General features: G+C 52.8%; 14 protein-coding genes and 1 tRNA gene. 2 read left to right on the top strand and 13 right to left on the bottom strand.

The genetic code is table 11. The features are described from left to right. Nucleotides 1–137 precede the first annotated feature (137 nt). From QZ303_RS06430 to QZ303_RS06380, 11 genes are all read right to left on the bottom strand, one after another. Nucleotides 138–392, bottom strand: coding sequence for a type B 50S ribosomal protein L31 (locus tag QZ303_RS06430; RefSeq protein WP_068960063.1), 255 nt, complete (start codon nt 390–392; stop codon nt 138–140). Between the two features lie 147 nt (nt 393–539). Next, nucleotides 540–1,883 (bottom strand): adenylosuccinate lyase, encoded by a 1,344-nt coding sequence (gene purB / locus QZ303_RS06425; RefSeq protein ID WP_295730759.1) that lies wholly within the window; start codon nt 1,881–1,883, stop codon nt 540–542. A 24-nt stretch (nt 1,884–1,907) separates the two neighbouring features. Beyond that, nucleotides 1,908–2,654: a bifunctional demethylmenaquinone methyltransferase/2-methoxy-6-polyprenyl-1,4-benzoquinol methylase UbiE gene (ubiE, locus tag QZ303_RS06420; protein ID WP_295730757.1), complete on the bottom strand. Its 747-nt coding sequence runs from the start codon at nt 2,652–2,654 to the stop codon at nt 1,908–1,910. A gap of 13 nt (nt 2,655–2,667) precedes the next feature. Further along, a complete protein-coding gene (locus QZ303_RS06415) occupies nt 2,668–3,621 on the bottom strand; it encodes a phosphoribosylaminoimidazolesuccinocarboxamide synthase (protein ID WP_295730754.1) in 954 nt (317 codons plus the stop codon). 45 nt (nt 3,622–3,666) lie between these two features. Next, nucleotides 3,667–4,680 (bottom strand): PhoH family protein, encoded by a 1,014-nt coding sequence (locus QZ303_RS06410; RefSeq protein ID WP_295730751.1) that lies wholly within the window; start codon nt 4,678–4,680, stop codon nt 3,667–3,669. A gap of 284 nt (nt 4,681–4,964) precedes the next feature. Continuing rightward, nucleotides 4,965–5,501, bottom strand: coding sequence for a 2-oxoacid:acceptor oxidoreductase family protein (locus QZ303_RS06405; RefSeq protein ID WP_295730749.1), 537 nt, complete (start codon nt 5,499–5,501; stop codon nt 4,965–4,967). Nucleotides 5,502–5,513: 12 nt separating this feature from the next. Further along, on the bottom strand, nt 5,514–6,296 hold the full coding sequence (locus QZ303_RS06400) for a thiamine pyrophosphate-dependent enzyme (RefSeq protein ID WP_295730746.1): 783 nt from the start codon (nt 6,294–6,296) through the stop codon (nt 5,514–5,516). Between the two features lie 4 nt (nt 6,297–6,300). Continuing rightward, a complete protein-coding gene (locus QZ303_RS06395; RefSeq protein ID WP_295730743.1) occupies nt 6,301–7,386 on the bottom strand; it encodes a 3-methyl-2-oxobutanoate dehydrogenase subunit VorB in 1,086 nt (361 codons plus the stop codon). Nucleotides 7,387–7,428: 42 nt separating this feature from the next. Further along, nucleotides 7,429–7,659 carry a ferredoxin family protein gene (locus tag QZ303_RS06390; RefSeq protein ID WP_295730740.1) on the bottom strand — a complete coding sequence of 77 codons (231 nt, stop codon included), beginning with the start codon at nt 7,657–7,659 and terminating at the stop codon, nt 7,429–7,431. A 250-nt stretch (nt 7,660–7,909) separates the two neighbouring features. Next, nucleotides 7,910–9,820 carry a hypothetical protein gene (locus QZ303_RS06385; RefSeq protein ID WP_295730737.1) on the bottom strand — a complete coding sequence of 637 codons (1,911 nt, stop codon included), beginning with the start codon at nt 9,818–9,820 and terminating at the stop codon, nt 7,910–7,912. Next, the gene (locus QZ303_RS06380) at nt 9,817–12,291 is read right to left on the bottom strand and encodes a hypothetical protein (RefSeq protein WP_295730735.1); all 2,475 of its coding nucleotides are present in this window, start codon (nt 12,289–12,291) and stop codon (nt 9,817–9,819) included. Before QZ303_RS06380 ends, QZ303_RS06385 begins: the two co-directional genes overlap by 4 nt. Nucleotides 12,292–12,505: 214 nt before the next feature. Between QZ303_RS06380 and QZ303_RS06375 the strand changes: the two genes are divergently transcribed. Both QZ303_RS06375 and QZ303_RS06370 read left to right on the top strand, forming a co-directional pair. Continuing rightward, nucleotides 12,506–12,578, top strand: a tRNA-Glu gene (locus tag QZ303_RS06375). A gap of 272 nt (nt 12,579–12,850) precedes the next feature. After that, nucleotides 12,851–13,609, top strand: a complete 759-nt coding sequence (locus tag QZ303_RS06370; RefSeq protein ID WP_295730733.1) for a DUF6198 family protein — start codon at nt 12,851–12,853, stop codon at nt 13,607–13,609. Between the two features lie 124 nt (nt 13,610–13,733). Here the strand turns inward: QZ303_RS06370 and QZ303_RS06365 are convergent, their stop codons facing one another. Both QZ303_RS06365 and QZ303_RS06360 read right to left on the bottom strand, forming a co-directional pair. Further along, nucleotides 13,734–19,811: a chitobiase/beta-hexosaminidase C-terminal domain-containing protein gene (locus tag QZ303_RS06365; RefSeq protein WP_295730731.1), complete on the bottom strand. Its 6,078-nt coding sequence runs from the start codon at nt 19,809–19,811 to the stop codon at nt 13,734–13,736. A gap of 9 nt (nt 19,812–19,820) precedes the next feature. Continuing rightward, nucleotides 19,821–22,553, bottom strand: coding sequence for a leucine-rich repeat domain-containing protein (locus QZ303_RS06360; protein ID WP_295730729.1), 2,733 nt, complete (start codon nt 22,551–22,553; stop codon nt 19,821–19,823). Between the last annotated feature and the right edge of the window lie 681 nt (nt 22,554–23,234).

Below are 23,234 nucleotides of genomic sequence, written 5' to 3'. Positions count from 1 at the left end.
GGAATCGGTCCTATTTTTCAATCGCCCTCTAAAGTTTAGCGGACAGTAATATATGGCAATTGTATTAAAATAGCCGGGGCTGATATCGTGCGATATCAGCCCCGGCTATATGGTTGGATGTCAGTAGACTTCCGCAATTACTTCTTCTTGCGGTTGCCGTAGCGGCTCATGAACTTGTCGACGCGGCCTGCGGTGTCGACGAGCTTCTGCTTGCCGGTGAAGAAGGGGTGGGATGAGCTTGTGATTTCAAGCTTTACCAGAGGATAGGTTACGCCGTCTACCTCGATGGTCTCCTTGGAGGCCACGGTCGAGCGAGTGATAAAGATCTCGTCGTTAGACATATCTTTGAACACTACTTCGCGGTAGTTGGAAGGATGGATGTCTGCTTTCATCGTGATGTCTGTTTTGTTGTGTACATTATTAGTTACGCCGTCAAGCGCCGGAGCGCCCACAGATAATGAGCTCCGATTCGTAATGGCGCGGCAAAGTTACGCATTAATCTCCGCTCCCACAAACTTTTTCACGCCTAATTTTCAGAATCAATAGCCGGTGTAGGTGTGGGGGGAGAGGCGGTGCAGCTCGGCCTTTACCTCGGGGGAGACGGCGAGGGTGTCGATGAAGGCGGCGATGCTCTCGGCGGTGACGGTGGTGTTGACGCGTGTCAGCTCCTTCAGGGTCTCGTAGGGCTTTGGGTAGCCTTCGCGGCGCAGGATGGTCTGTATGCCTTCGGCCACCACGTTCCACATGCCGTCGAGGTCGCGGTCGATGGCCTCCTTGTTGAGCAGGAGCTTGCCGAGGCCCTTCAGGGTCGATGCGATGGCGATCATCATATGGGCCATGGGCACGCCCACGTTGCGCAGCACGGTCGAGTCTGTGAGGTCGCGCTGGAGGCGGCTTACGGGGAGCTTGGCGGCGAGATGCGCGAGTATGGCGTCGGCTATGCCGAGGTTGCCCTCCGAGTTCTCGAAGTCGATGGGATTGACCTTGTGGGGCATCGCCGAGGAGCCTACCTCGCCTGCCTTGATCTTCTGCTTGAAGTACTCCATGGATATATACATCCACATGTCGCGGTCGAGGTCGAGGATGATGGTGTTGATGCGGCGCATGGCGTCGAAGATGGCGGCGAGGTTGTCGTAGTTGGAGATCTGCGTGGTGTACTCCTCGCGCTCTATGCCGAGGCGCTCGCTGAGGAAGGTTGCGGCAAACTTGCGCCAGTCGATACCGGGATATGCGGTGAGGTGGGCGTTGAAGTTGCCGGTGGCTCCGCCGAACTTGCCGCTGACGGTGGTGGCGTCGAGTATTTCGAGCTGCTTGCGCAGGCGGTAGCTGAACACGCGGATCTCCTTGCCGAGGCGTGTGGGCGACGCGGGCTGTCCGTGGGTCTTGGCGAGCATGGGGAGGTCGGCCCACTCGTCTGCGCGCGCCTCAAGGTGTTCGATAAGCTCCACGAGCATAGGACGGTAGGCCTCGGCTATAGCCTCCTTTATCGACATGGGCACGGAGGTGTTGTTGATGTCCTGCGAAGTGAGTCCGAAGTGGATGAATTCCTTCACGGAGGTTAGTCCGAGCGCGTCGAACTGCTCCTTGAGGAAGTACTCTACGGCCTTGACATCGTGGTTGGTGACCGACTCGATCTCCTTGATGCGTGCCGCCTGCTCCACGGTGAAGTCCTCGTAGATGGCGCGCAGCGCCGGGAAGATGGCGTGGTCGACTCCGGCGAGCTGGGGCAACGGAATCTCGCAGAGGGCGATGAAGTATTCCACCTCGACGCGCACGCGGTAGCGGATAAGAGCGAATTCTGAGAAATAGCGGTCGAGCTTCTCGCACTTCGAGCGGTAGCGTCCGTCGACCGGGGATATGGCTGTGAGCTGTGAAAGTTCCATTTTGTGATGTGATTGAGTGGAATGTTATTTGCGGGCGAGGTAGATGGTGCACACGCCGAAGGTGAGCGGCCGGAAAGAGGCAGAGGTGAATCCCGCCTCGCGCATCAGCGAGAGCATGGCATCGCCCTGCGGCACTGCCGCGATGCTCTCCGGCAGGTAGCTGTAGGCCCTGACGTCGCGGCTCACCAGACGTCCGGCGAGCGGGATGACATGGCGCGTGTAGAACTTGTAGAATGGCTTGACAAGCGGCGATGTGGGGGTGGAAAGCTCTATCACGCAGAGTGTGCCACCCGGTCGGAGCACCCGGTACATCTCGCGGTATCCTTCGAGCAGGTGCTCGAAATTGCGCACTCCGTAGGCGGCTGTCACTATGTCGAAGCTCCCCTCGGCCATCGGCAGGTCCAGGCAGTCGGCGCGCAGGAAATCGAGGCGCGTGTGGCCTTGCGGCTGCGCCTCGACGGCCTTGCGGCGCGCCACTTCGAGCATGCCGTCGCTGAGGTCGATGCCTGTCACCGTGTCGGGCCGCAACGAGCGTGCCAGCAGCAGGGCGAGGTCGCCGGTGCCGGTGGCCACGTCGAGGATGTCGGCGTGGGGCATGCGCGAGAGCATGCGCACGGCCTTGCGACGCCACAGCTTGTCGATGCCCAGGGTCATCATGCGGTTCATGAAGTCGTAGGCGGGGGCTATGGAGTCGAACATGTCGCGCACCTGCTCGGTCTTGCAGCGCGTGTCGCCGCGATAGGGATTGACGCGTTCGGCCTTTACGTCCATCTTACGGGATGTTTTATTTGCGGGCTTCGAGCCATGCGGCCACCGACTTTTCGATGCGCGCGGCAAGGTCGGAGGTGTCGGTGTCGCGGTTGAACTTCTCGCCGGTGATGTGCTCGTAAAGCTCGATGTAGCGGTCGCTCACGGAGTCGCAGTAGGCGTCGGTCATCTCGGGCACCTGCTGGCCCTCCTTGCCCATAAACCCGTGTTCGATGAGCCACTGGCGCACGAACTCCTTGGAGAGCTGTTTCTGCGGCTCGCCATTGGCGAAGCGCTCCTCATAGCCGTCGGCATAGAAGTAGCGCGACGAGTCGGGGGTGTGGATCTCGTCGATGAGGTAGACCTTGCCGTCGCGCTTGCCGAACTCATACTTGGTGTCGACCAGTATCAGACCATGCTTGGCTGCGATTTCAGAGCCGCGCTTGAACAGTTCGCGGGTATAGCGCTCCATCTGCTCGTAGTCGGCCTTGTCGACGATGCCCTGCGCGATGATTTCCTCGCGGGAGATGTTTTCGTCATGTCCGGCCTCGGCCTTGGTGGTGGGGGTGATGATCGGCTCGGGGAACTTCTCGTTCTCTTTCATACCGTCGGGGAGTTTCACGCCGCACAGCTCGCGGCATCCGGCCTGGTATTCGCGCCATGCGCTTCCGGTGAGGTAACCTCTGATAATCATCTCCACGCGGAATCCCTCGCACTTGAGTCCGACGGTCACCATCGGGTCGGGAGTGGCGAGCTTCCAGTTGGGCACGATGTCGGCTGTGGCGTCGAGGAACTTGGCTGCGATCTGGTTGAGCACCTGTCCTTTGAAAGGTATCCCTTTGGGGAGGATCACGTCGAATGCGGAGATGCGGTCCGTGGCCACCATCACCATGATGTCGTCGTTGATGTCGTAGACGTCGCGTACCTTTCCGTGGTACACGCTCTTCTGGCCGGGAAAGTTGAAATCGGTCGATGTAAGTGTCTTTGCCATTGCTGTATATTGTGATTGTTGTGATTGATTCCGGGGAGGGTAGGGTCAGTCGGACAGGTCGGACATGTCTGACCCGTCCGACGGGACTGACGAGGCCGTGCGGTCGGTCGCGGCGGCTTTCATCTCGTCGTCGTATTGCTGGTATGCTTCGACGATGCGCTGCACAAGATGGTGGCGCACTATGTCCTTCTTGCCGAACTCCACCATACCTATCCCGTCGACTCCTTTCAGAACGTGGAGCGCCTGCACGAGTCCGGAGCGCACGGAGCGCGGCAGGTCGATCTGTGTGATGTCGCCGGTGATTATCATCTTGGCGTTCATGCCCAGGCGGGTGAGGAACATCTTTATCTGGTGGGTAGTGGTGTTCTGTGCCTCGTCGAGGACGATCACCGCGTCGTTGAGCGTGCGTCCGCGCATGAAAGCGAGCGGGGCTATCTGGATCACGTTGTTGTCCATGTATTCCTTTAGCTTCACGGCGGGAACCATGTCCTCCAGGGCGTCGTATAGCGGCTGCAGGTATGGGTCGATCTTGTCCTTCATGTCGCCGGGGAGGAATCCGAGCTTCTCGCCGGCCTCCACAGCCGGACGCGAGAGGATGATTTTGCGCACCTCGCGGTTTTTCAGCGCGCGCACGGCCAGGGCGATGGCTATGTAGGTCTTGCCTGTGCCGGCGGGTCCGAGTGCGAATGTGAGGTCGTTGTGGATGAAGGCGTCGACGAGCTTCTGCTGGTTGGGGTTGCGTGCGGCTATGGGCTTGCCGTTTATGCCGTAGATTATCACGTCGTCATGCTTCACCTCCTTCGGGGAGTTGCCTTTCACGATGTCGAGGATCACGTCCTCCGGCAGGCTGTTGTAGCGCGCGCAATATTCTTCCAGCTCCTTTACGCGCTTTTCAAAGGCGGCGGTCTCCTCCTCCTCGCCGATGACTTTGATTACCTGTCCGCGTGCGGCCATGCGCAGTTTCGGGAACAGGTTCTTGATAAGGTGCATGTTGCAGTTGTTCACCCCGTAGAAGCTTACGGGATCCACGCTGTCGATAATTATTATACGCTCAATCATCCGGAATCGTGAAATATGGTTACAAAGTTACAACAAATCTATGATACCGGATGGTTTTTGATGGGGCAAATTTAGGGGAGGGAGATTAGGGCGGATAGGGAGATTAAGGAGATTAGGGATATTAAGGAGATTAGGGAGGATAAGGTCATTAAGGAGATTAGGGACAGTAGGGACATTAACGGGATTAGGGAGATTAAGGGCATCGGGGGCGCTAAGCTCCTTAATGTCCTTAATCTCCTTAATCTCCCTAATGTCCTTATCCTCCTTAATCGTTATCTTGGCTGTTATTTGGTAAGGGCGATGCCCCGGCGTATGGCCTGCTCGTTGAGGGGGAGCAGGTTGTGATGGCGCTCAGGAAGGGTCTTTTTGAGGCCACGGAGCACGGCATCGACGTCGACCACGGGCTTCATGCCGAGGATTGCGCCAAGCACGATCATGTTGTAGGTCTTGGAGTTGCCCATCTCCACGGCGGCATCCATGGCGGGAATCTCGCGCACGGTTATGTCGGTGCGCACGGGGCGGCGGTGTATGCCGTAGGCGTCGTAGATGAGGAGTCCGCCCGGTTTCACCTTAGGCTCGAACTTGTCGAGGCTCTGCTGGTTGAGCACCACGGCAGTGTCGTAAGTGTCGAGCACCGGCGAGCTGATGGGCTTGTCGCTCAGGATTACCGTCACGTTGGCGGTGCCTCCTCGCTGTTCCGGCCCGTAGGCTGGCATCCATGTCACTTCGAGGTCGTTCATCAGCCCTGCGTAGGCGAGAATCTTCCCCATCGACAGCACTCCTTGTCCGCCGAAACCCGATATGATGATTTCTTCTGTCATTTTTGCAATGGATTATTTTTCGACATTCGGGGTCAGTTCGTTCTTCAGGTCGCCAAGCGGATAGGCGGGGAACATGTTCTGCTCCATCCATTCGTTGGACTTCGCGGGCGACATCTTCCAGCCGGAGTTGCATGTGCTCACCACTTCGATGACCGATGTGCCACGTCCCTCCATGGCGGCGGCGAAGGCCTTGCGCAGGGCCGCTTTTGCCTTGCGGGTTGCTGCCGGGGTGTGTACGGCCTGGCGTGTCACGTAGCATGTGCCCGGCAGGAGCGCAAGCAGGGGGGTGATGTTGAGCGGATGCCCGTTGAGGTCGACGCGGCGTCCGTAGGGTGTGGTCGATGTCACCATCCCTTCGAGCGTGGTCGGCGCCATCTGTCCGCCCGTCATGCCGTAGATGCCGTTGTTGATGAAGATTATCACGATGTTCTCTCCACGGTTGGCGGCATGTATTGTCTCGCATGTGCCTATGGCGGCGAGGTCGCCGTCGCCCTGGTAGGTGAACACCATCTTGTCGGGGCTGAGTCGCTTCACGGCGGTTGCCACTGCGGGCGCACGTCCGTGGGCCGCCTCTATCCAGTCGATGTCTATATATCGGTAGGCGAACACGGCGCAGCCCACGGGGGCTATGCCTATGGTCTTTTCCTGAAGGCCGAGTTCTTCCACCACTTCGGCCACGAGCTTGTGCACGACACCGTGGCTGCAGCCGGGGCAATAATGCATGGTCTCGTCGGTGAGGAGCGCCGGACGCTTGTAGACGCGGTTCTCTTCCTTGATTATGTCGTTGAGTTCCATAATGTCAGTTCTGTGGAAAATGGTTGAAGAATGAATCAAGCACTTCCTGCGGGTTGGGCACGATACCTCCGAGGCGTCCGAAGTGGTAGACGGGCACAGAGTCGTGGCAGGCGAGGCGCACGTCCTCGATCATCTGTCCGGCGTTAAGCTCCACCACCATTATGCCTTTCACGCGGGCGGCGAGGCGTTCGATCTCAGCCGACGGGAAGGGCCAGAGCGTGATTGGGCGGAGCAGCCCGATCTTCACGCCCTGCTCGCGGGCAATCTCGATGGCTTTCTGCGAGATGCGCGCTATTGAGCCGAAAGCCACGATCAGATAGTCGCAGTCGTCGAGCCCGTAGGTGGCGAATCTCACTTCGTTGTCCTCGATTATCCGGTATTTCTCCTGGAGGCGCACGTTTATCTCCTCCATGGCCTGGGGCATGAGTTCGAGGGTGGTCATGATGTTGCGTTGGCGCGATGCGGGCTTTCCGGTGATGGCCCACGGGCACTGCTCGGCGATCTGCTCGGGTGTGCGGCGCGGACGCTGCGGGGGGAGCACCACTTTCTCCATCATCTGGCCCACGATGCCGTCGGCGAGGATTATGGCCGGAGTGCGGTATTTGAAGGCGAGGTCGAAGCCGAGGGCCACGAAGTCGGCCATCTCCTGCACGGTGGCGGGAGCGAGGGTTATCAGGCGGTAGTCGCCATGGCCTCCACCCTTGGTGGCCTGGAAATAGTCGGCCTGCGAGGGCTGGATGGTGCCCAGTCCGGGTCCGCCGCGCATCACGTTGATGATGAGCGCGGGCAGTTCGCCGGCGGCGATGTAGCTTATCCCCTCCTGTTTGAGCGACACTCCCGGCGACGACGATGATGTGAACACTGCATTTCCGCAGGCGGCGCCGCCGTAGACCATGTTGATTGCGGCCAGCTCGCTCTCGGCCTGGAGCACCACCATTCCGGTGGTGTCCCACGGCATCAGCTCCTCGAGGGTCTCGAGCACCTCGCTCTGAGGGGTTATCGGGTAGCCGAAATATCCGTCGGCACCGTAGCGTATGGCGGCATGGGCGAGTGCCTCGTTGCCTTTCATCAATTTAACTTCTTCGCTCATAAATGTGTAAGGGTAAGGTCAAGATTCGACATGAAAACGACACTACTTCTCGATGGCGCGATATACCTCGATGCACCCGTCGGGACACACCGTGGCGCAGTTGGCGCATCCGATGCACGCCTCGGGACGCGCGGTGTAGGCGAAGTGGTATCCACGGTCGTTTACATCTTTGCCCTGAAGCGCGAGCACGTCGACGGGACATGCCACCACGCAGAGGTCGCACCCCTTGCAGCGGTCGGTGTCGATAATCACAGCTCCAAATACTTTTGCCATATCTTTGATTATGTTTTATCCTTTCACGGGAAGCCTGTATGGCTTCCGGAATTCCGACAGCAAATATAATTAAATAATCGCATGGTAAATATATTTTAACATATACTTAACCTATGGCACATATACGTGCGAAATGTGCCAAAAAAACCGCAATAACGACAAATTGCAGTATGCGGGCGTGAAATGATTGCATATTCAAACCGAGGCGTGCTTTATGGCGATATGTTGGCATCGCCGACGCTCATGGCTGTCAGTATATGCGCCGGGGACGTGGGCGTCCGATGGCCGACAGGTCGACAGGCTCGGGAATCTGCGCCGCCACCCACAGGCCTATGGCCCGCGTCATCACGATGTCATCGTGGCAGCCCTGACGCGCGCCGTAGCGCCCTGACGGGTCACGCTCGTAGACGGCCAGCTCGTTGCAGGCGTCGGCGTCGCGCTCCACGTATGCCCCGTCGCGGACGAGGCTTATCAGATGGCTTATCACCATCGCCTTGGTGTGGCGGTTGGTGTGGAACCCGACGCGCTGCTCCAGCGAGCGCGTGGCCGAGTCGGGCGAACGGCGCCGGTAGAGGTTGGGGTAGTGGCGGTTGAGGGCCGACAGGAGTGTAAGGGAGTTGTCGGCATCCGGGCAGTCGGAGCTTTCAAGCGAGTTGCTTTCCACCACAAGAAGTGCGTTGCCGTACCATGCGGCTATGGCGGCGGCCTTGGCGGTGAGCAGGTCGTGGTCGATATGCCCGCGCCACTGGGCGGCTATGGCAGGGCGTCCGTCGGGAGCGCCCCGGTCGATGACGGCTATCACGGAGAAGTCGGCGCGGTCGGTGCGTCCGCCGATGTCGACCGCCACCACGTAGCGCTCCGGACCGGGTCCGGGTGGCGACCACACCTTGAAGTGTCCGCATGGGTCGTCGATGAATCCGCCGACCCGCATGGCGCCGGGCAGCAGCGGCGAGGCGGTGGAAAGCTCGCCGAGGCGGTAGCTGTCGGAACACCCCTCGCGCAGGGCCTCGATACCCTCGGTGGAGAACACACCCGAGCCTGTGTTGGCGAAGGCCTCGGCGGCGGTGGTGGGGAATTCGGCCTGCATCAGATGGTGGGAGGAGTATTCGCGCATCTTCTCGCGGTACCACTGTATCTGCTCAAGCGTGCATCCGAGCCGCCAGAGCCGCTTCTCGTAGTCGGAGAGCGTGGCCCACAGCTCCGCCGGGTCGGGCACGGGGGCTGCGTAGATGTCGATCTCGTACCAGGGGACGAATACCGCCACCTTGTCGGAGAGTCCCGCTTCGGAGCGCAGCCACTCGGAGTGGAAGTAGTTGCCAACGCCGTTGGCGGTGCTTTCGAGCACGATGAGCGTGTCGGGCTGCCGGGCGATACCGCCGCAGATGGCGCGGATGAATCCTTCCGGTGACTGCGACGGCGTGGCTCTCCAGAATGCCACCTCGCTGAGATGGGCCATGGCGAAGTCGGCTCCGCGCACCGCCTCCTGGCATTCGGAGGAGCCTACGGTGACGCGGCAGTCTCGCCCGGTGATGACGCGCGTGTTGGTCGAGCGCTCGAATGGGCGGAATTCGAGCGCCGTGTCCTCCTCGCGGTATTCGTCGGGGTAGGAGGCGAGCATCTTCGTGTACATGCCGCGTATGGTGGCGGCGGTGTCCTTGACGTGGGCGCAGATGAGCGAGTGCCAGTTGCGGTGGTGAATGCACTGGATCCAAGCCATGTACATCTGCACGAGGGTAGAGCCTCCCCACTGGCGCGCTTTCAGCATGATGAGGCGCACGGGACGCTGTGACAGGCGCATCCGCTCCAGTGTGGCGAGCACGCGGCGCTGCGGGCGGTTGAGCGTGAAGGGTATGTCGCGCCCGGTGAGCTTGTCCTTGATCCTGACGCATGTGGCGGCCCAGAACTCGAAATCGTGGCGGAAACGCAGCGAACACCATGCGTGGCGGTCGCGGATGGTGGTCGGGAGCGCCGGGTCGTCGGCCATCGCGGCGGGTATGCGGCAGAGGTTGCCGTCCGGGTCTGTGGCGGGAAGTCGTGTAAGCGGGCTTCCTTCGCCGGTGACCGGGTCGTAGGGGCATCGCGCGGCGGCTGTGCGCCGTGCGTTTTCGGCGAGTACGGCGGTCATGCCGCCGGGGTTGTCGTCGATGTCGGAGGCATTCATAGGAAGAATGATTTGGTGGTGAGCATGCGGAACGAGGTTATCGACGCGTCGGCCGACACGCGTCCGGAGAGGCGCAGGGTGACGTAGCGGTGGGGGTGCGCTATGACGGGGAGATAGAGCGGGGCGGTGATTTCTCCGGCCACCGACAGTCCGGCGAACCGGTGGGGCTTGGGTACGCCGTTGTCGCCGAGCAGGTCGATGGATATTTCGGCGTCGTCGGCGGCCATGAGAGCCGTCATGGAATGGACGCGCGGCACCGGAGCGTCGGGCATGCATATGCGCCGGCTCCAGACCACGGCAATCTCCTCGAAAGGGCTGTCACTCTCTACTGATGCGTCGGCGATGCCTTCGGCGTCGGCGACGAGGAGTGTCGATGCCGTGCGCGAGAAGGCCAGGGGGAGGATGTCTGTGCGTGTGTAGACGCCACCGTCGCGGGTGATTATCACCGGACGGGGCTTCGCCGCTCCGGAGGCCGGGAGGCACCACAGCTCGCGGAACGCCGGGGAGTAGCCGATGGCGGCGAAGCGGCCGGGGTGGACGGTTGTGGCGTTGATGCCGTTCATGCGTATGACGCCATGGCCGGTTGCCGCGTACACGCCGTCGTGGCCGGTGGCCACTGCCTCGGGCGATGTCACTGCCTCGCGGGCGACAAGCGATACGGCGAGGCGCATGGAGGCGCTGACGCTGACGGTATGGATGCCCTCGGAGGTGAACGCGTAGAGGTGGCGTCGTCCGAAAGCGAGTCCGGCTGTGGAGCGCGGGGCCTCGGTGATGGCTGCGACGGATCCTGAGCCTACGTTGCAGCAGCCGGAGGGTGAGAACGGCGACGTGGCGTCGGCCACGACCATCGTGGAAGGATGGCGCACGGGTTGGCGTAGGGTGGCGGGGCGCATCGTCGAGGATACCGGGGCGAATGTCGATATGTCGATCGGCGCGAGGGAGTCGGTGATGTGGCATGCCCAGAGCGATGCGGGCGTGGAGGTTAGCGGGAACGAGCGCTCTACCGTGCCGGCGGGTGTGGTCAGCTCGATGTCGATGCGGAATGCGCCGGGATGGGGGTAGGCCAGCAGGGGCATCAGGGCTGTGGGGAGTGGCCCTTCGCCTGCCGATTCGGAGCAAAGCTGCTCGGTGGATCCGTCGGCGGCGAGGAGGCTGACGCGCATCTTCGCGCGCCATGCGCCGTAGCCGTTGCCGGTGAGCCACAGTACGTGGGGCGCGGCGGGGAGGGCATGGACGGGGGTGATGTCGGCGAACGCGACGATGTCGCCTGCGAGCAGTGCGCGGGCCGCCGTGAAGGAGTGGGGAAGCGATGTCTCGCGGATTATCCCGGGTGTGGATGTGGCTTGTGGCGCACGTTTCAGTGCCCGCAGGATGATGGCCTGTGCCTGTTCGGGCGACAGGTCTGCGGAGATGTCCGGAAGGTGTGGCGACTCGGCGGCGAGCGGGCCGTCGGGGTCGAACGGGTCGGGCACCACGGCTACCGTCTCCGACAGTTCATCGAGGCGGTCGAGCAGCGCGGGCAGTATGGTCCGGTGGCGTGGAAGGCGCGGCATTTCGATGCGCAGGCTACCCTCGGTGGCGGTGTGCGACGGGCGGGTGATGTAGGGTGTGCCGGTGTAGTCGACGAGATCGAGTGGAGGGGTCATGAGCAGTTCGAGCGACGCGGCATGGCGGTGTGCCGCGAGGATGTCGGCGCGGTTGACGTGCAGGCTGATCCGGAAGCCGGTGACGCTTACCGGGACGGAGGCCACATGGCGGAAGGCGCCTGAGTCGACGCTCACTTTGGTGTCGACATGCTCCGGGCCTTGGAGGCCTCCGGTGGTCACGAGCACGGGGACGGAGCGGTGGATTTCATTGCCGGCACTGTCGCGCAGACGATACCATGCTATTATTGGTGCGGCGCAGCATCCGTCGGCGATGGTGTCGGCTTCGGCCCGGCGGAGGGTGTCGAGGAGGGCGTTGCCGAGCATGGCTATGTCGCTCTTGTCGAGCGGGCCGCTCCATGCGGGGTATGTGCCGCGGAGCGTCATGGCCGGGGTGTAGGCTGTGTATGTGCGTGCGGAGGAGGGGGCTATGGCCACTGCCGGATAGTCGGCGGCGGCGGGTGAGAGCGACCATGCGCCGTCGGTGGTGGGTCGGCAGATTATAGTGCCTCCGGGTGTGAGGATGCAGATGCCGCCGGGGATGGCGATGGCGGCTGTGGCGCGTCCCGGGAGCGGGCCGACGGTAGTCGGTGAGCCTCCGGAGGCGGGAATCGTGTGGAGCACGAGCGAGTCGGTCTGGAAGAAGTGGGTGACGGAGCCGTCGGCATGCGTCCACGACGTGAGCGGCATGCCGGTGTCGGGACAAAGGCGTTCGGGAGGGCCTACTGGCGTCAACGGTGAGCCGGGCGAGGATTGTCGCAGGTTCTGTGCCGAGCACTGCTCGTCGCGCGGCCCAGGCAGCGTTGCCTCGATTATGTGTTTTTTCATAAGTGTGATAAGATAAAAGTAGTTTTGTTTTTTTTGACTTTGCAAATATACAATAATAACAATCATGTATGCAAGTGAAATATCATGATTAACATGTGTTAAACTTGTAAGGGATACAAAAATCGCGTAGCCATGAAAAAAATAGTAGAAAAAATTTGGAGGATGAGAAATAATGCGTACCTTTGCAGTGTTGAAAGCAACAAACAAAACAAATGGTGATTTAGTGTAGTGGCCTAGCACGCCACCCTCTCACGGTGGAGACCCGGGTTCGATTCCCGGATTCACTACTCACCCAAGGCATCCCGCTCGACTGAGCGGGATGCTTTTTTATAGGAAAAGAACCGTCCTTCCGGTGCGCGGATGCACCGTGGAGCACATTATAAACCATCATATATAAGTAAGTCGTGGATATTGGTTTATATCAAGATTGGAGGTTGATATGGATGAGATTCCGGCTTACGACAAGGCGCATAGCCGTAGCTCTGTAACTGCGGAGTAAGGCGAAATATCGCCATAGCAACGACAAGATTGGTATAAACTAATATTTCACGACTTACTTATGTCAGTATCGCTTAATATGCCGGCGAAAGACCGTGTGGTTGCGTTCGTCTGGCAACATGTTCTACTGTTGTTCTCTCTTTTCCTTATGACTCTGGGAGTCGCGTTGTGCATAAAGTCGGATCTCGGCAGCAGCGTCATCTCGTCGTTGCCGCTGTCATGCTCGATAGCGGGCGCCGACGGTATCATGCCACCTCTTTCGGTGGGCGGCTACACCATAGTGATGAATTTCATATTCGTGTTCTTGCAGTTAGTCGTACTGCGTCGCCGGTTTGAGGCCGTGCAGCTGTTCCAGCTGCTGATAGGGTGGGTTTTCGGGTGGCTCATCGACCTCAACATGCGGCTGACGTCGGCTCTGGCGTGTGACACTCTGGCGGCATGCATACTCACCCAGCTGGCCGGGTGCACGGTGATGGGTATAGGTATAGCGTTTGAAGTGAGGTGCGGCTCGGTCACGATGCCCGGCGAGGGGCTGCCGGTGGCCATCAGCCGTGTTTCGGGCCGACAGTTCGCGCAGATAAAGATTTATGTCGACACCACCCTCGTCGTGTTGGCCGTGGCGAGCAGCTACCTCTTTTTCGGGCGCTGGGCATGGAATGTGATCGGCCCCGGCACGCTTTTCGCCATGGTCTATGTCGGCCTGGTCGTTAAGTTCGTCTGCTCCCACACGCCATGGTTCGACCGCGTGCTCGCCTACCGTCCCGGCTTCCGCCGCTACATCTTCGGCCTCGCCCGCTTCATCTACCGCCGCCGCGACTGACCCCTACGTAGCCACGGCAACTCTATTGCTCAAATAAAGAATTGTAATGTTTTTATACGGCATAGGCTACAACCTCAAAAAGATTGTAGCCTATGCCGCTGTGTAATAGGATTATAATATCGGTCTATAGCTTGACGACTTTTTTCACTATAGATTGGCCATTCGTTTTAACATTCAGGATGTAAACACCGGGAGTCAGAAATCCTACCTTCAAAGAAACTTGTTTTTCAGATTTATCTGAATGCAATATCATCTTACCATTTATGTCAAACATGGATACGGAATCAATCGCGATATCTCCGTTGGAAATATTCAGGTATTCGCCCAATGGCAGAGGATATATGCTTAAGTCGTTGTTAATTTGAATATCTCCAATTCCAGAGGGATTAACTGTATATTGGTATTCGGCGATTTCGCTTTCAATCATTCCGTCGGCTTCGGCGATGACTTTTAGTGTTACGTCCGTAGTTATCACAATGGGGGCACCGGTATACAATATCCTGTCGACATCGCATGGGCATGAACCATCGATTGTATAATATATCGATGCGTTTTCTGTCTCGCAGGACAAATAAACTTCTGTTCCGACCATAACTTCTCCTGATTCGATTGACGCACGGGGTGTCGCTACTTGCGGCTCCTCGCGAGGAGTCATTACGTTGACTCCGATCGTTACATCAATGTCATAATCTTCAATGGATAATTTGATTCCGGTACTTCCGATAATCAGTCCTGAGATATCAAAAGATATGTTTCCATTCCCACCTATTTCAACCTGCTCTATTGAAACAGTGGCAATAAGAGGATTCAGGGATTCGATAGTGACGGTTTTGCCTTGTGCTGCCGTGCTTGGGAGGATTGAGGCATCCACCGTCACTGTGGAGCCGCTATACACATCTATGTTCCTAATCACCTCAATATCGGAAATGCGAGGCTCAATTGAGAATGTCTGCATAAAATCCTCGCCCATATTTATGTTGGCATAGCTCTTGACTGCCTTGCTGACAAAAACGGTCGCGATTCCTTCTGCAAACGGTGTTGCCGGCTTGTATTCGATTTTTGAACAGAACGAATTTCCGTTAATATCCATCTCGATGTCTGAAGCGACAATGTTGCCGTCAATCATACGTCCATCTTGTGTGACAATGATGTTTCCTAAAGTCATTGTTGATGGCAGCATGAATTTATCAAACTCAATAGTCACGCCATCAGAATAAGCATGAACGGCTTTGACTTCCGGCTGCTTTGCTTGTGTCATGGCAATGTTCACATCAAGTTGAGGTGGCGGAACTGGCAACCACTCAGATTGAGCTGCCTCATAGCCATCCTTCTCAAACCGTACCTGCCACATGCCGGCAGGGACATCCCATGCATACATGCCTTGAGCATCAGTGGTAAGTGGGTTCTCTTGACCGAATGGCGCAGCATCCCACACGACCGCAGTCTCGGTGATGTCGCCATACATATCCTCATCTTGCTGCTTATAGTAGGCTGTTGCAGTCACTCCTGAAATACGATTTGAAGGTACAGCCTCATAGACATAGCCGGATGGGTCTATCGATGGAATGATAGGTGGAGTTGGGAAATCATCATCGTCGTTGCCTCCATCGTCATCATTGTCATCATCTTCCTGTTCATCTTCAGGACAATTATGATATGCACGTTTTATCTTTTCATCTAAATCGCTATATTCATTTGATATTGATAGGAATTCAGTATTAGACCATAACCACAACTTATCTCTGACTCCATCAAAATCATAGAAAGCCGGATTAATAGTTTCTGAAACTCCGTTTTGAACAGCATTATAGGCAATCCCTAACGAATTGGTCATTGTCTCTGCGACCACATCAGCATTAGCAGTATTATTGATATGTCTATTATACCATCTTATCACACACTCTCCCTTTCCCTTTATAAATTTGTCGGCTTTGCCTATCAATTTCCCCACTCCCAGTGACGCAATATTTCCGGCTACATTCCATCCTAACGCCCACTTATAATCGGTCAAATATTGGTAATACCTATCTGAAAATTCGGATGTTCTATCTCTTAGGTAAAGTCTGTCAATATCGGCCAATTGCATTTGGGTCCGCCCTAATCGATAATCTCCGTTCTTACATTGCGCCAAGATTAAATCTTTAGTATTGGCGTTAAGTTGTTCAAACTTATTGGCGTATTTGACGGCGTTATCCATCATGAGATTGAAATCGCCTCTTACGTTGATATACTCTGCCATACTGAAAATGTCTAATAGGATACCCATACCTCCGGAAAAATGGCGTAAGAATGAACCGTTATTAAATGATTCTCTCATTGGTCTAATCCAATCCCAATTAATAGCGCGTTTCATCCCATTATTTTGTACGTCATCCACTCCGACCATAATGCTTAATGCCATTTTTTCGTTGGAATCGGCAACAGTATATATCATTTTCGTATCGGTTGACTCAATATTGTAGAATATCTTGTCACCCTCAATTTCATACATATAGAATTGCTTCTCGTTCATCAGTCGGCCATATACATCGTCATAATCCAATGACATGACACTATACGGAAGTCTATAATTACCATACACCAAATAACCTTCAAATCTATCATCCTCATCGATATTTGCCGTTAAAGAGACATTATTCTCAAATTCTTCTAACAGATGATTTGTCGCATTAATCAGGCCGCTAATTTGATCGTTAAATGCTTCCTCGCAATATACATTTTCGTCAATTGCGACATCAAAATCGCATGCAACATTCACAGGCGCTTGCGTTTCTGAAAAAGATGATGTTGCCACCCAATTCCCGGAAATTTCGTTGTATTCGCCGGAAAGATAACGGATAGACCCATTAAGCATTTTGACTTTGAACAGAACGTTACTTATAACATCCAGATTGTTATTCGTGAAGTCTGCAATAAATGTAAATTTGGGTGTTGGTTGGTAACCATGTTCGTCGGGATGTACCCAATAAATGTAATTAGAGACATTTGTGCGTCCGTTGATTTGATCAAACACAAAACGCTCCTTGCCATATGCCATCGTTATTGTTGACAAGTCGGCGTAAGATTGGTTGTAATCTACGGTACGGGTCTCGGTCAGTAAGCGACGACCTTCGGAATTTGTAATCTCCGCATGAATATGATGCAATGAAAACGAATACGGTTTGACCAAAGAAATCTTCATAGCCCATTCACCGTTTGGCATACTGTAAGTAGTACCAACCAATCTGTCGTTGTCATATATTTTGACTTCGCTATCAGCTGTTGCGGTTCCTCGAACTGCAATTGTCGTTTTTGATGTCTTTTTCGGAGCCGCAAGGTTGAAGTTCTGTGCCTCAAAATATGCAGAACCTATTGGTTGTAGAACTTCCTGATTATCGACAATCAGTTTGACAAAAGCGTTAGGTTTGCATGTACCGCCTTCAATAGGAACTACGCAGAAGCGAACGGCATCGCTTAGATTCTGAATGGGGATAGTCAGTCGATTGTCTGCATATTCATATCCAAGATAACCGGAACCGGAAATTATTGAATTATCAACAAATTCACAATTCGACGGAATGTCGACGACAAGAGTAGCCGCATCAATCATATCGGCATACTCATCCTTGACAGTTATTTTTGTCTTTAATGTAACATAGTTGCCGATTGTCAGTTGTGTTTTGTTAGACATAAAATATGTCTCCCGATTATTCGTATAATACATTTTGGCTTCGTCCAAATCGGGTATGTTGCCAATAACGACATTTGAAATTTTTCCGCTTGTCACATCAACGTTGCTGAGCAGATAATCGCTGCCTTGCTCTAATTGTGTTTGCCGGAGTGACGATAGGTTCGTTACCGAACCAAGCAACTCGGATTTACGCATGGAAACGATTGAATATTTCCCATCCGGCAGATTGAAAAACGATGCGCTGTTATTCCGTAACGCTGCCTTGCCGACTTGCTTGCCATCTGCATTATACAGCAGGCAGATATTTGAGGTTGTCGCATCGCAATTGGCGGTTATATCAACACCCCCATATTTCACAATCGGAATTGTTACGTAAGTATTTTTTGAAGTGACAACTATGGACTGTCTGGTATCTTTGAACTGATTGCTTTTGCTGTACGCTACGATGTTTAATTGGTCACCCATATTGATGGATTCCGGCAAAACAATAACTCCCGATTGATAGACACAGCCGGGTATTTCATTCCCATCAGGATTTTCAACTCGATAAGCGACATTGGTATCATCAATAAGCCAATTTGAGTTTTGTGTTTCCTCTCCCTCGGTGTCAACTTTTTGTATACTATACGATGGGATTATTGTTATTCCGGTAATTTTCTCCAATTGAATATCTCCGAGGCCTATAGATGCGGCTTCCAATTCCTTGGTCTGGCTGATATGGCCATTTGCAGAAACGGTTACTTTCAGCGGTACATCAGGCACTTCGAGTTCATAATTGCCATTGTCGTCGCATTGGGCGATCTCCGAATTGGAATATGTCCCGTTTATCTTTTTAGAGATGGTAATAATGGCTGTATTTATAACATTATCGTCAGTGTCACATATCTTGCCTTTTAGGATGCTTTTGCCCAATTCCTCAAGTGTACAAGCCAGTGCATTTTGGCCTGACACCGTAATCGTTTGTGATGAAGGTTGTATGTAGAATTGCTGCAAGTGCTGCGGCAAAATCACGTCATAAGACACAACTGAATTTTCAAGCACACCCACAAGCGTTGAACCTTGGTGCAAAAGCTCGTTGGCATCATTGAACCATTTTATGGTAGTCTCCGATGTCACATCATTTCCCGCAGGAGTCATTACTTTAACCGATACATTCTGAGGCTGTCGCAAATTCCGGAATGCAACGGTCAAATCTTTATCAATAATTTCCAAGTCTGAAATCTCACCTAAAATTTCGTTCTTGGTATTTTTTACAGATACTGAATATTTGGTTGATGACAAGAGATTGCCAAAGACATATTCTGCTTTGTCTGTGATAAGATACTTATAACGTTGTCCATTCGATGTGTTCAGCAGTTCTATGCCCATATTCTTGTATCTGCCATCTTTGGCATCCTGTGGAAGGGACACGGATATTGAGAACACGTTGGCATCAGCAGGCAAAATGGTGAAATCCTTCCAACCTTGTGCGTTTTTATATAAATCCACTGATTGGGAAGGGACTTTAATCACGACAGAACGGTCAACACCATCAAACACACCATATTCTAAAGATGGTGGTATGACAGCGTAGCAAGTGATTACAGACAGATTTTTACAGTCTTGGAATGCGTAACGCCCAATCGAGTTGATGCATGATGGGAGCAAAAGATCGGTAAGTGCTGTCATTGATTCAAATGCATACGAGGGGATTCCGGCATAGCCGTTTGTCCGGCTCAAATCAATAACCGCACAGTTTGACAAATTATACATCACACCGAAGTCCGAACCATCCATCATTCCACTCACCAATAATGATTGAATGGAAGAATACTCGTAGTCATCATTCAAAAGACGAGAGATAGCGCTCGATAGGTAACCTTGCTCAAATCTGTCTACCACCATTTCACCCGTGCCGGGATTGAAAAGGTTGACAGAGGGGTCGGTCGGATTAATCGGATTATAGGAGAAGCGGGCGGTATAGTGCAGATCCCTATCTGTCATTTTAATCTGTAGGGGATTTTTTGTCGATACCAATGCTCCATCCAAAAGCCATTCTTCAAATCTGTAACCCTCATTGGGATACGCGTAGATGTGGGCTGTATCTCCTTCACACAGTTTAAATACCGGACTATTGAAGCGACCTCCCTTGCCAGGGGAAGCGGTCAGGGTTATTCTGTGGCTTGGTCTGGCTTCCTGCGGGTCGTCGGGACTTTCAGGATTATAGTGCAGTTCAAACACGGCTACTATTTCCACATTCTCATCCGGCATGACAAATGAGTAGTTGGATTCGGTAGAAACTATTTCTCCATTCTTAAGCCAATGAACAAAATCATAGTATTTGTTTTCATTGGCGTAACAAGAAACCGTTTGTCCTACACCGACTTGGGAATCATTGTACGTCCCGACAGATCCTCCGGCTTTCGGAGAGGCAAGGACCGTGAGTCTCCGATAAGGATTGGGATCTCCGGGATTCTCAGGGTCGTACCCACCTTGGGCAAATCCTGTCACGCAATACAGGATTGCCACGATGAATAATGCAAGATGCTTCATATTAGGTGTCTACTTGATTGCGATTTTATGAGTTGTGTTGCTGATGGAAAGCAGATAGATTCCTGAAGATAGTTCAATGGGATCATCCACTATACCATGGTATATGAGCCTTCCGTCAATAGTGTATATTGAAATCGGAGTGTTATTATCGACTGATAATTTATTGCCGTTGACGGTAAAACCGGCATTATTTGCTGATACACCACCAATTGAAGAGAGTCCGCCTCGTGGCATGACTTTTAATGCAAAACGATTATTGGCTGTTTGAGAAGCGGACTTAAAGGAATAAGTCTTTTCATTCAGTTTTGTTGTTTCATTGGCTTCTTTGTCTACGAGGAAAATATCATACTCTGAATTATTGGCATTCAGCGCGATTTTATAATCGCCTTCTGTGCCAATGTAGACTCCAAGAGAATATTCTCCTGTACCTAACGGTCGCTCATCAATGGCATAATGGACACCATTGTCAATTATGTATATCTGTGGAACATTCTCGTTGCTGCTCATGAATTTGCTTGCATCTTTCTCGATTTCGTAATCGTATGAAGCCGATTCATTCAATACAAGGCGCGTTCTGTCCGAATATTTTTCATTGGAAATTATGAAGTTCAGTATGGATCTGCTATTCGATGCCTGCGCCCTCGAACGCAGATAATCAGGTATTGGTGAGGACGTGTAATTGTGCGTCCTGCCATCTTTGTGGAACTTGACTTGGTTTGTATTTAACGGACACTGCACAAAGAATGCTTCATTGGGCCGCAGCACATATTCATCATCAGCCAATGAATAAGCCGTGTAACCATTGCCATTCCATACTGTAATTGGGGCCGCGAAATCGACATATCTACTGTTTAAATATGAAGGATATGGATTGCCTATCAGATTCCAGCCTCTATTGTGCGAAAATTCTGCGGGATATTCCTTGATTGTCCTTAAGACATCATTGCAACTGAATATATTGTTCTTGTTTGAGTTGTTGATTGCCGGGAATTCAAATTCAACATAATCAGTATCCCACGAATTACCGTTCCCGTTTATACAATGGAAGATATACCCTTCTCCGGCATTCAATGTCTGTCCTGAAGTTGCGTTTTCCCATGTCTCACCTGACATTGAAGCGCGATTTGAACCGTTATATTTACGGACAACCCACATTGTCCCTTCGGGAACAACTATGCTTGACACATTTACATCGTATGGCAGCGAGATGAATGACCAACGGTTTGTCGGCAACAAGATTTTGGTTGTCACATTATTGGCACGAACCTCATTATTTGTAATCAGGGTTGTGCAGTATGGATAGCTATAGCGGTACGTATAATGGTTATTCTCATCATAATAATCATCACGTTTGGATTCAAAGTTTTGGTTTTGGGTGAAATTATCAAGAGACAACGTTCCATCTCCACTGATCGTAAGGTGGCCGGCAGTCTGTGAGGATGTCAATGTAAGGTTTGCGTTGTTGGCAAGGCCTGTGTAATCGATGATTGTAAACGTGTTGTTTATGGTTATATCGGTCAAATCCCCCTCCAATGCTTCTATTTTATTGAACATGTACCAGTTGTCATCAAGTTTGTACGCTGAGATGCTGAAAGCGGGTACATGGAGAGTTGCTCCCTTTGCCATGTCGTTATTGAAAACCGAAGTGACAATAGGTGCTACGCTTTTGCAATAAACGTCTTTCAAAACATATGTGTAGGAATAGTTGCCGGTTGATGAGTTGTAGTTCTCTTTACGATAATAGAAGGCATCATTTGCGATGCTTTCCAATGTGGAAGGTAGGGCTATGTTTTCAAGTGGACAACCACTAAAGGCTTCTTCTCCAATCGTTTTTACGCCTTCCGGAATATCAATTGAAGATAGCTTGGAGACCTCAAACGCACTATTTCCGATGGCTTTTAATGCTGAAGGCAGCTTGATTGTCTTAAGGCCGGTAGAACAAAATGTTTCATACGGAATAAATTCCAACTCGTCAGATAATGTTACAGAAGTCAGGTTTGAACAATAACGAAAACAATCCCCTCTGTAAGCGTTTGTTATGTCGTCATTACCGAGGTATGTGCAGTTAGGAATATAAATTGATTGGAGTTTACTGCAATACTGAAATGCTCCTGCACCAATGGATGTTACATTCGGGAGATTTACCGCTGTGAGCGAACTATTGGAATTGTTCATGGAGAAAGCATAATCGCCGACTTCTGTGACTACCGGCATTTCAACTGTTGTTATACCAGAACAATTACTAAATGCTTGTGCTCCAAGTGTCATTAGATTGTTAAGTGTTAAATCACCTGTCAGGTTGACGCATTTATAGAATGATGACGAACCGATTTCTGCGATGTGGCTAAGATTTATTGCCGATAAGGAACTACAATTCTTAAAAGCGTTATCTGCAACTTTTGTAACTGATTCGGGTAAAACTACGCTTTGTAATGCACCAAGTCCCTCGCAACCCGAAACACAAGTGATGTCAACCTGGCTTAAATCCAGTTTTGTCATGTTCTGCATTCGGGAGAAATATGCCATGTCTGTTTCGTTCAAATATCCCGAAACGGTCAGCTCGACTACATCCGACCAGTTATCCACCGTTTTAAGTATTACCTGTCCAAATGTGCCGGGTGTGTTTACATTGACAGTATAGACCCCTGTGGCTGTTTGAGCTGCCGCCTGGAACTGGCCGACAGCGGTAAATTGCAGTAGCTCAATGAGCATACATACAATGAGGAGCTTGATTTTCTTCATGATTTGTGATAAGTAAGTTTATTGTTGAATTTGTTTAGATGTCGGTTATTAATAAAAAAGCGGGAGCCGTACCGTTACTCGCTCTCGCATAGTGGCATCTGGCATAGCCCAACTCCGTAGAACGAGCAACGCAGACTCCACGCCGATATGTAATACCTAAAGGTAAGTATACATACCCGTGGCATCTGCCGTTGCTTCATTTTGACGGAGTTTGAAAACTGCCAGATTTTCTATGCGTCAAGACAAAGCGCAGCACACGCTTCATTTATGTAATGACCTCCCACTACCTGTCGTATGTTACGACAACTCAGCGTGGAAATCTACGCAAAATTACACATTTTTTCAAACCGGCAATAAAATATGCTGAAAAACATAATAATATTGCTCCGATAATTAGCTGTTTAGATGCAATAAAAGCACCCGGGAGGCATATGATACACCATTGCTCCCAAATGTTTATCCAGCCAGCCCATAGAATGGCATGAAAAAGTCAAGGAGCCAAGCGGTTGTCGCTTGACTCCTTGATCGGTGTTGTCTTACCAGGATTCGAACCTGGACAGGCAGAACCAAAAACTGCAGTGCTACCATTACACCATAAGACAATCCTTTTGCGCCCAACCCCGTGCGGGGCTTAAGCGGTGCAAAGATAGGGATAAATTTGGAAATCGGCAAATTTCGCGC

The organism is uncultured Muribaculum sp. (genome assembly GCF_910583865.1).
Lineage (GTDB): Bacteria > Bacteroidota > Bacteroidia > Bacteroidales > Muribaculaceae > Muribaculum.
This window is presented reverse-complemented; position numbering and strand designations above follow the sequence as displayed.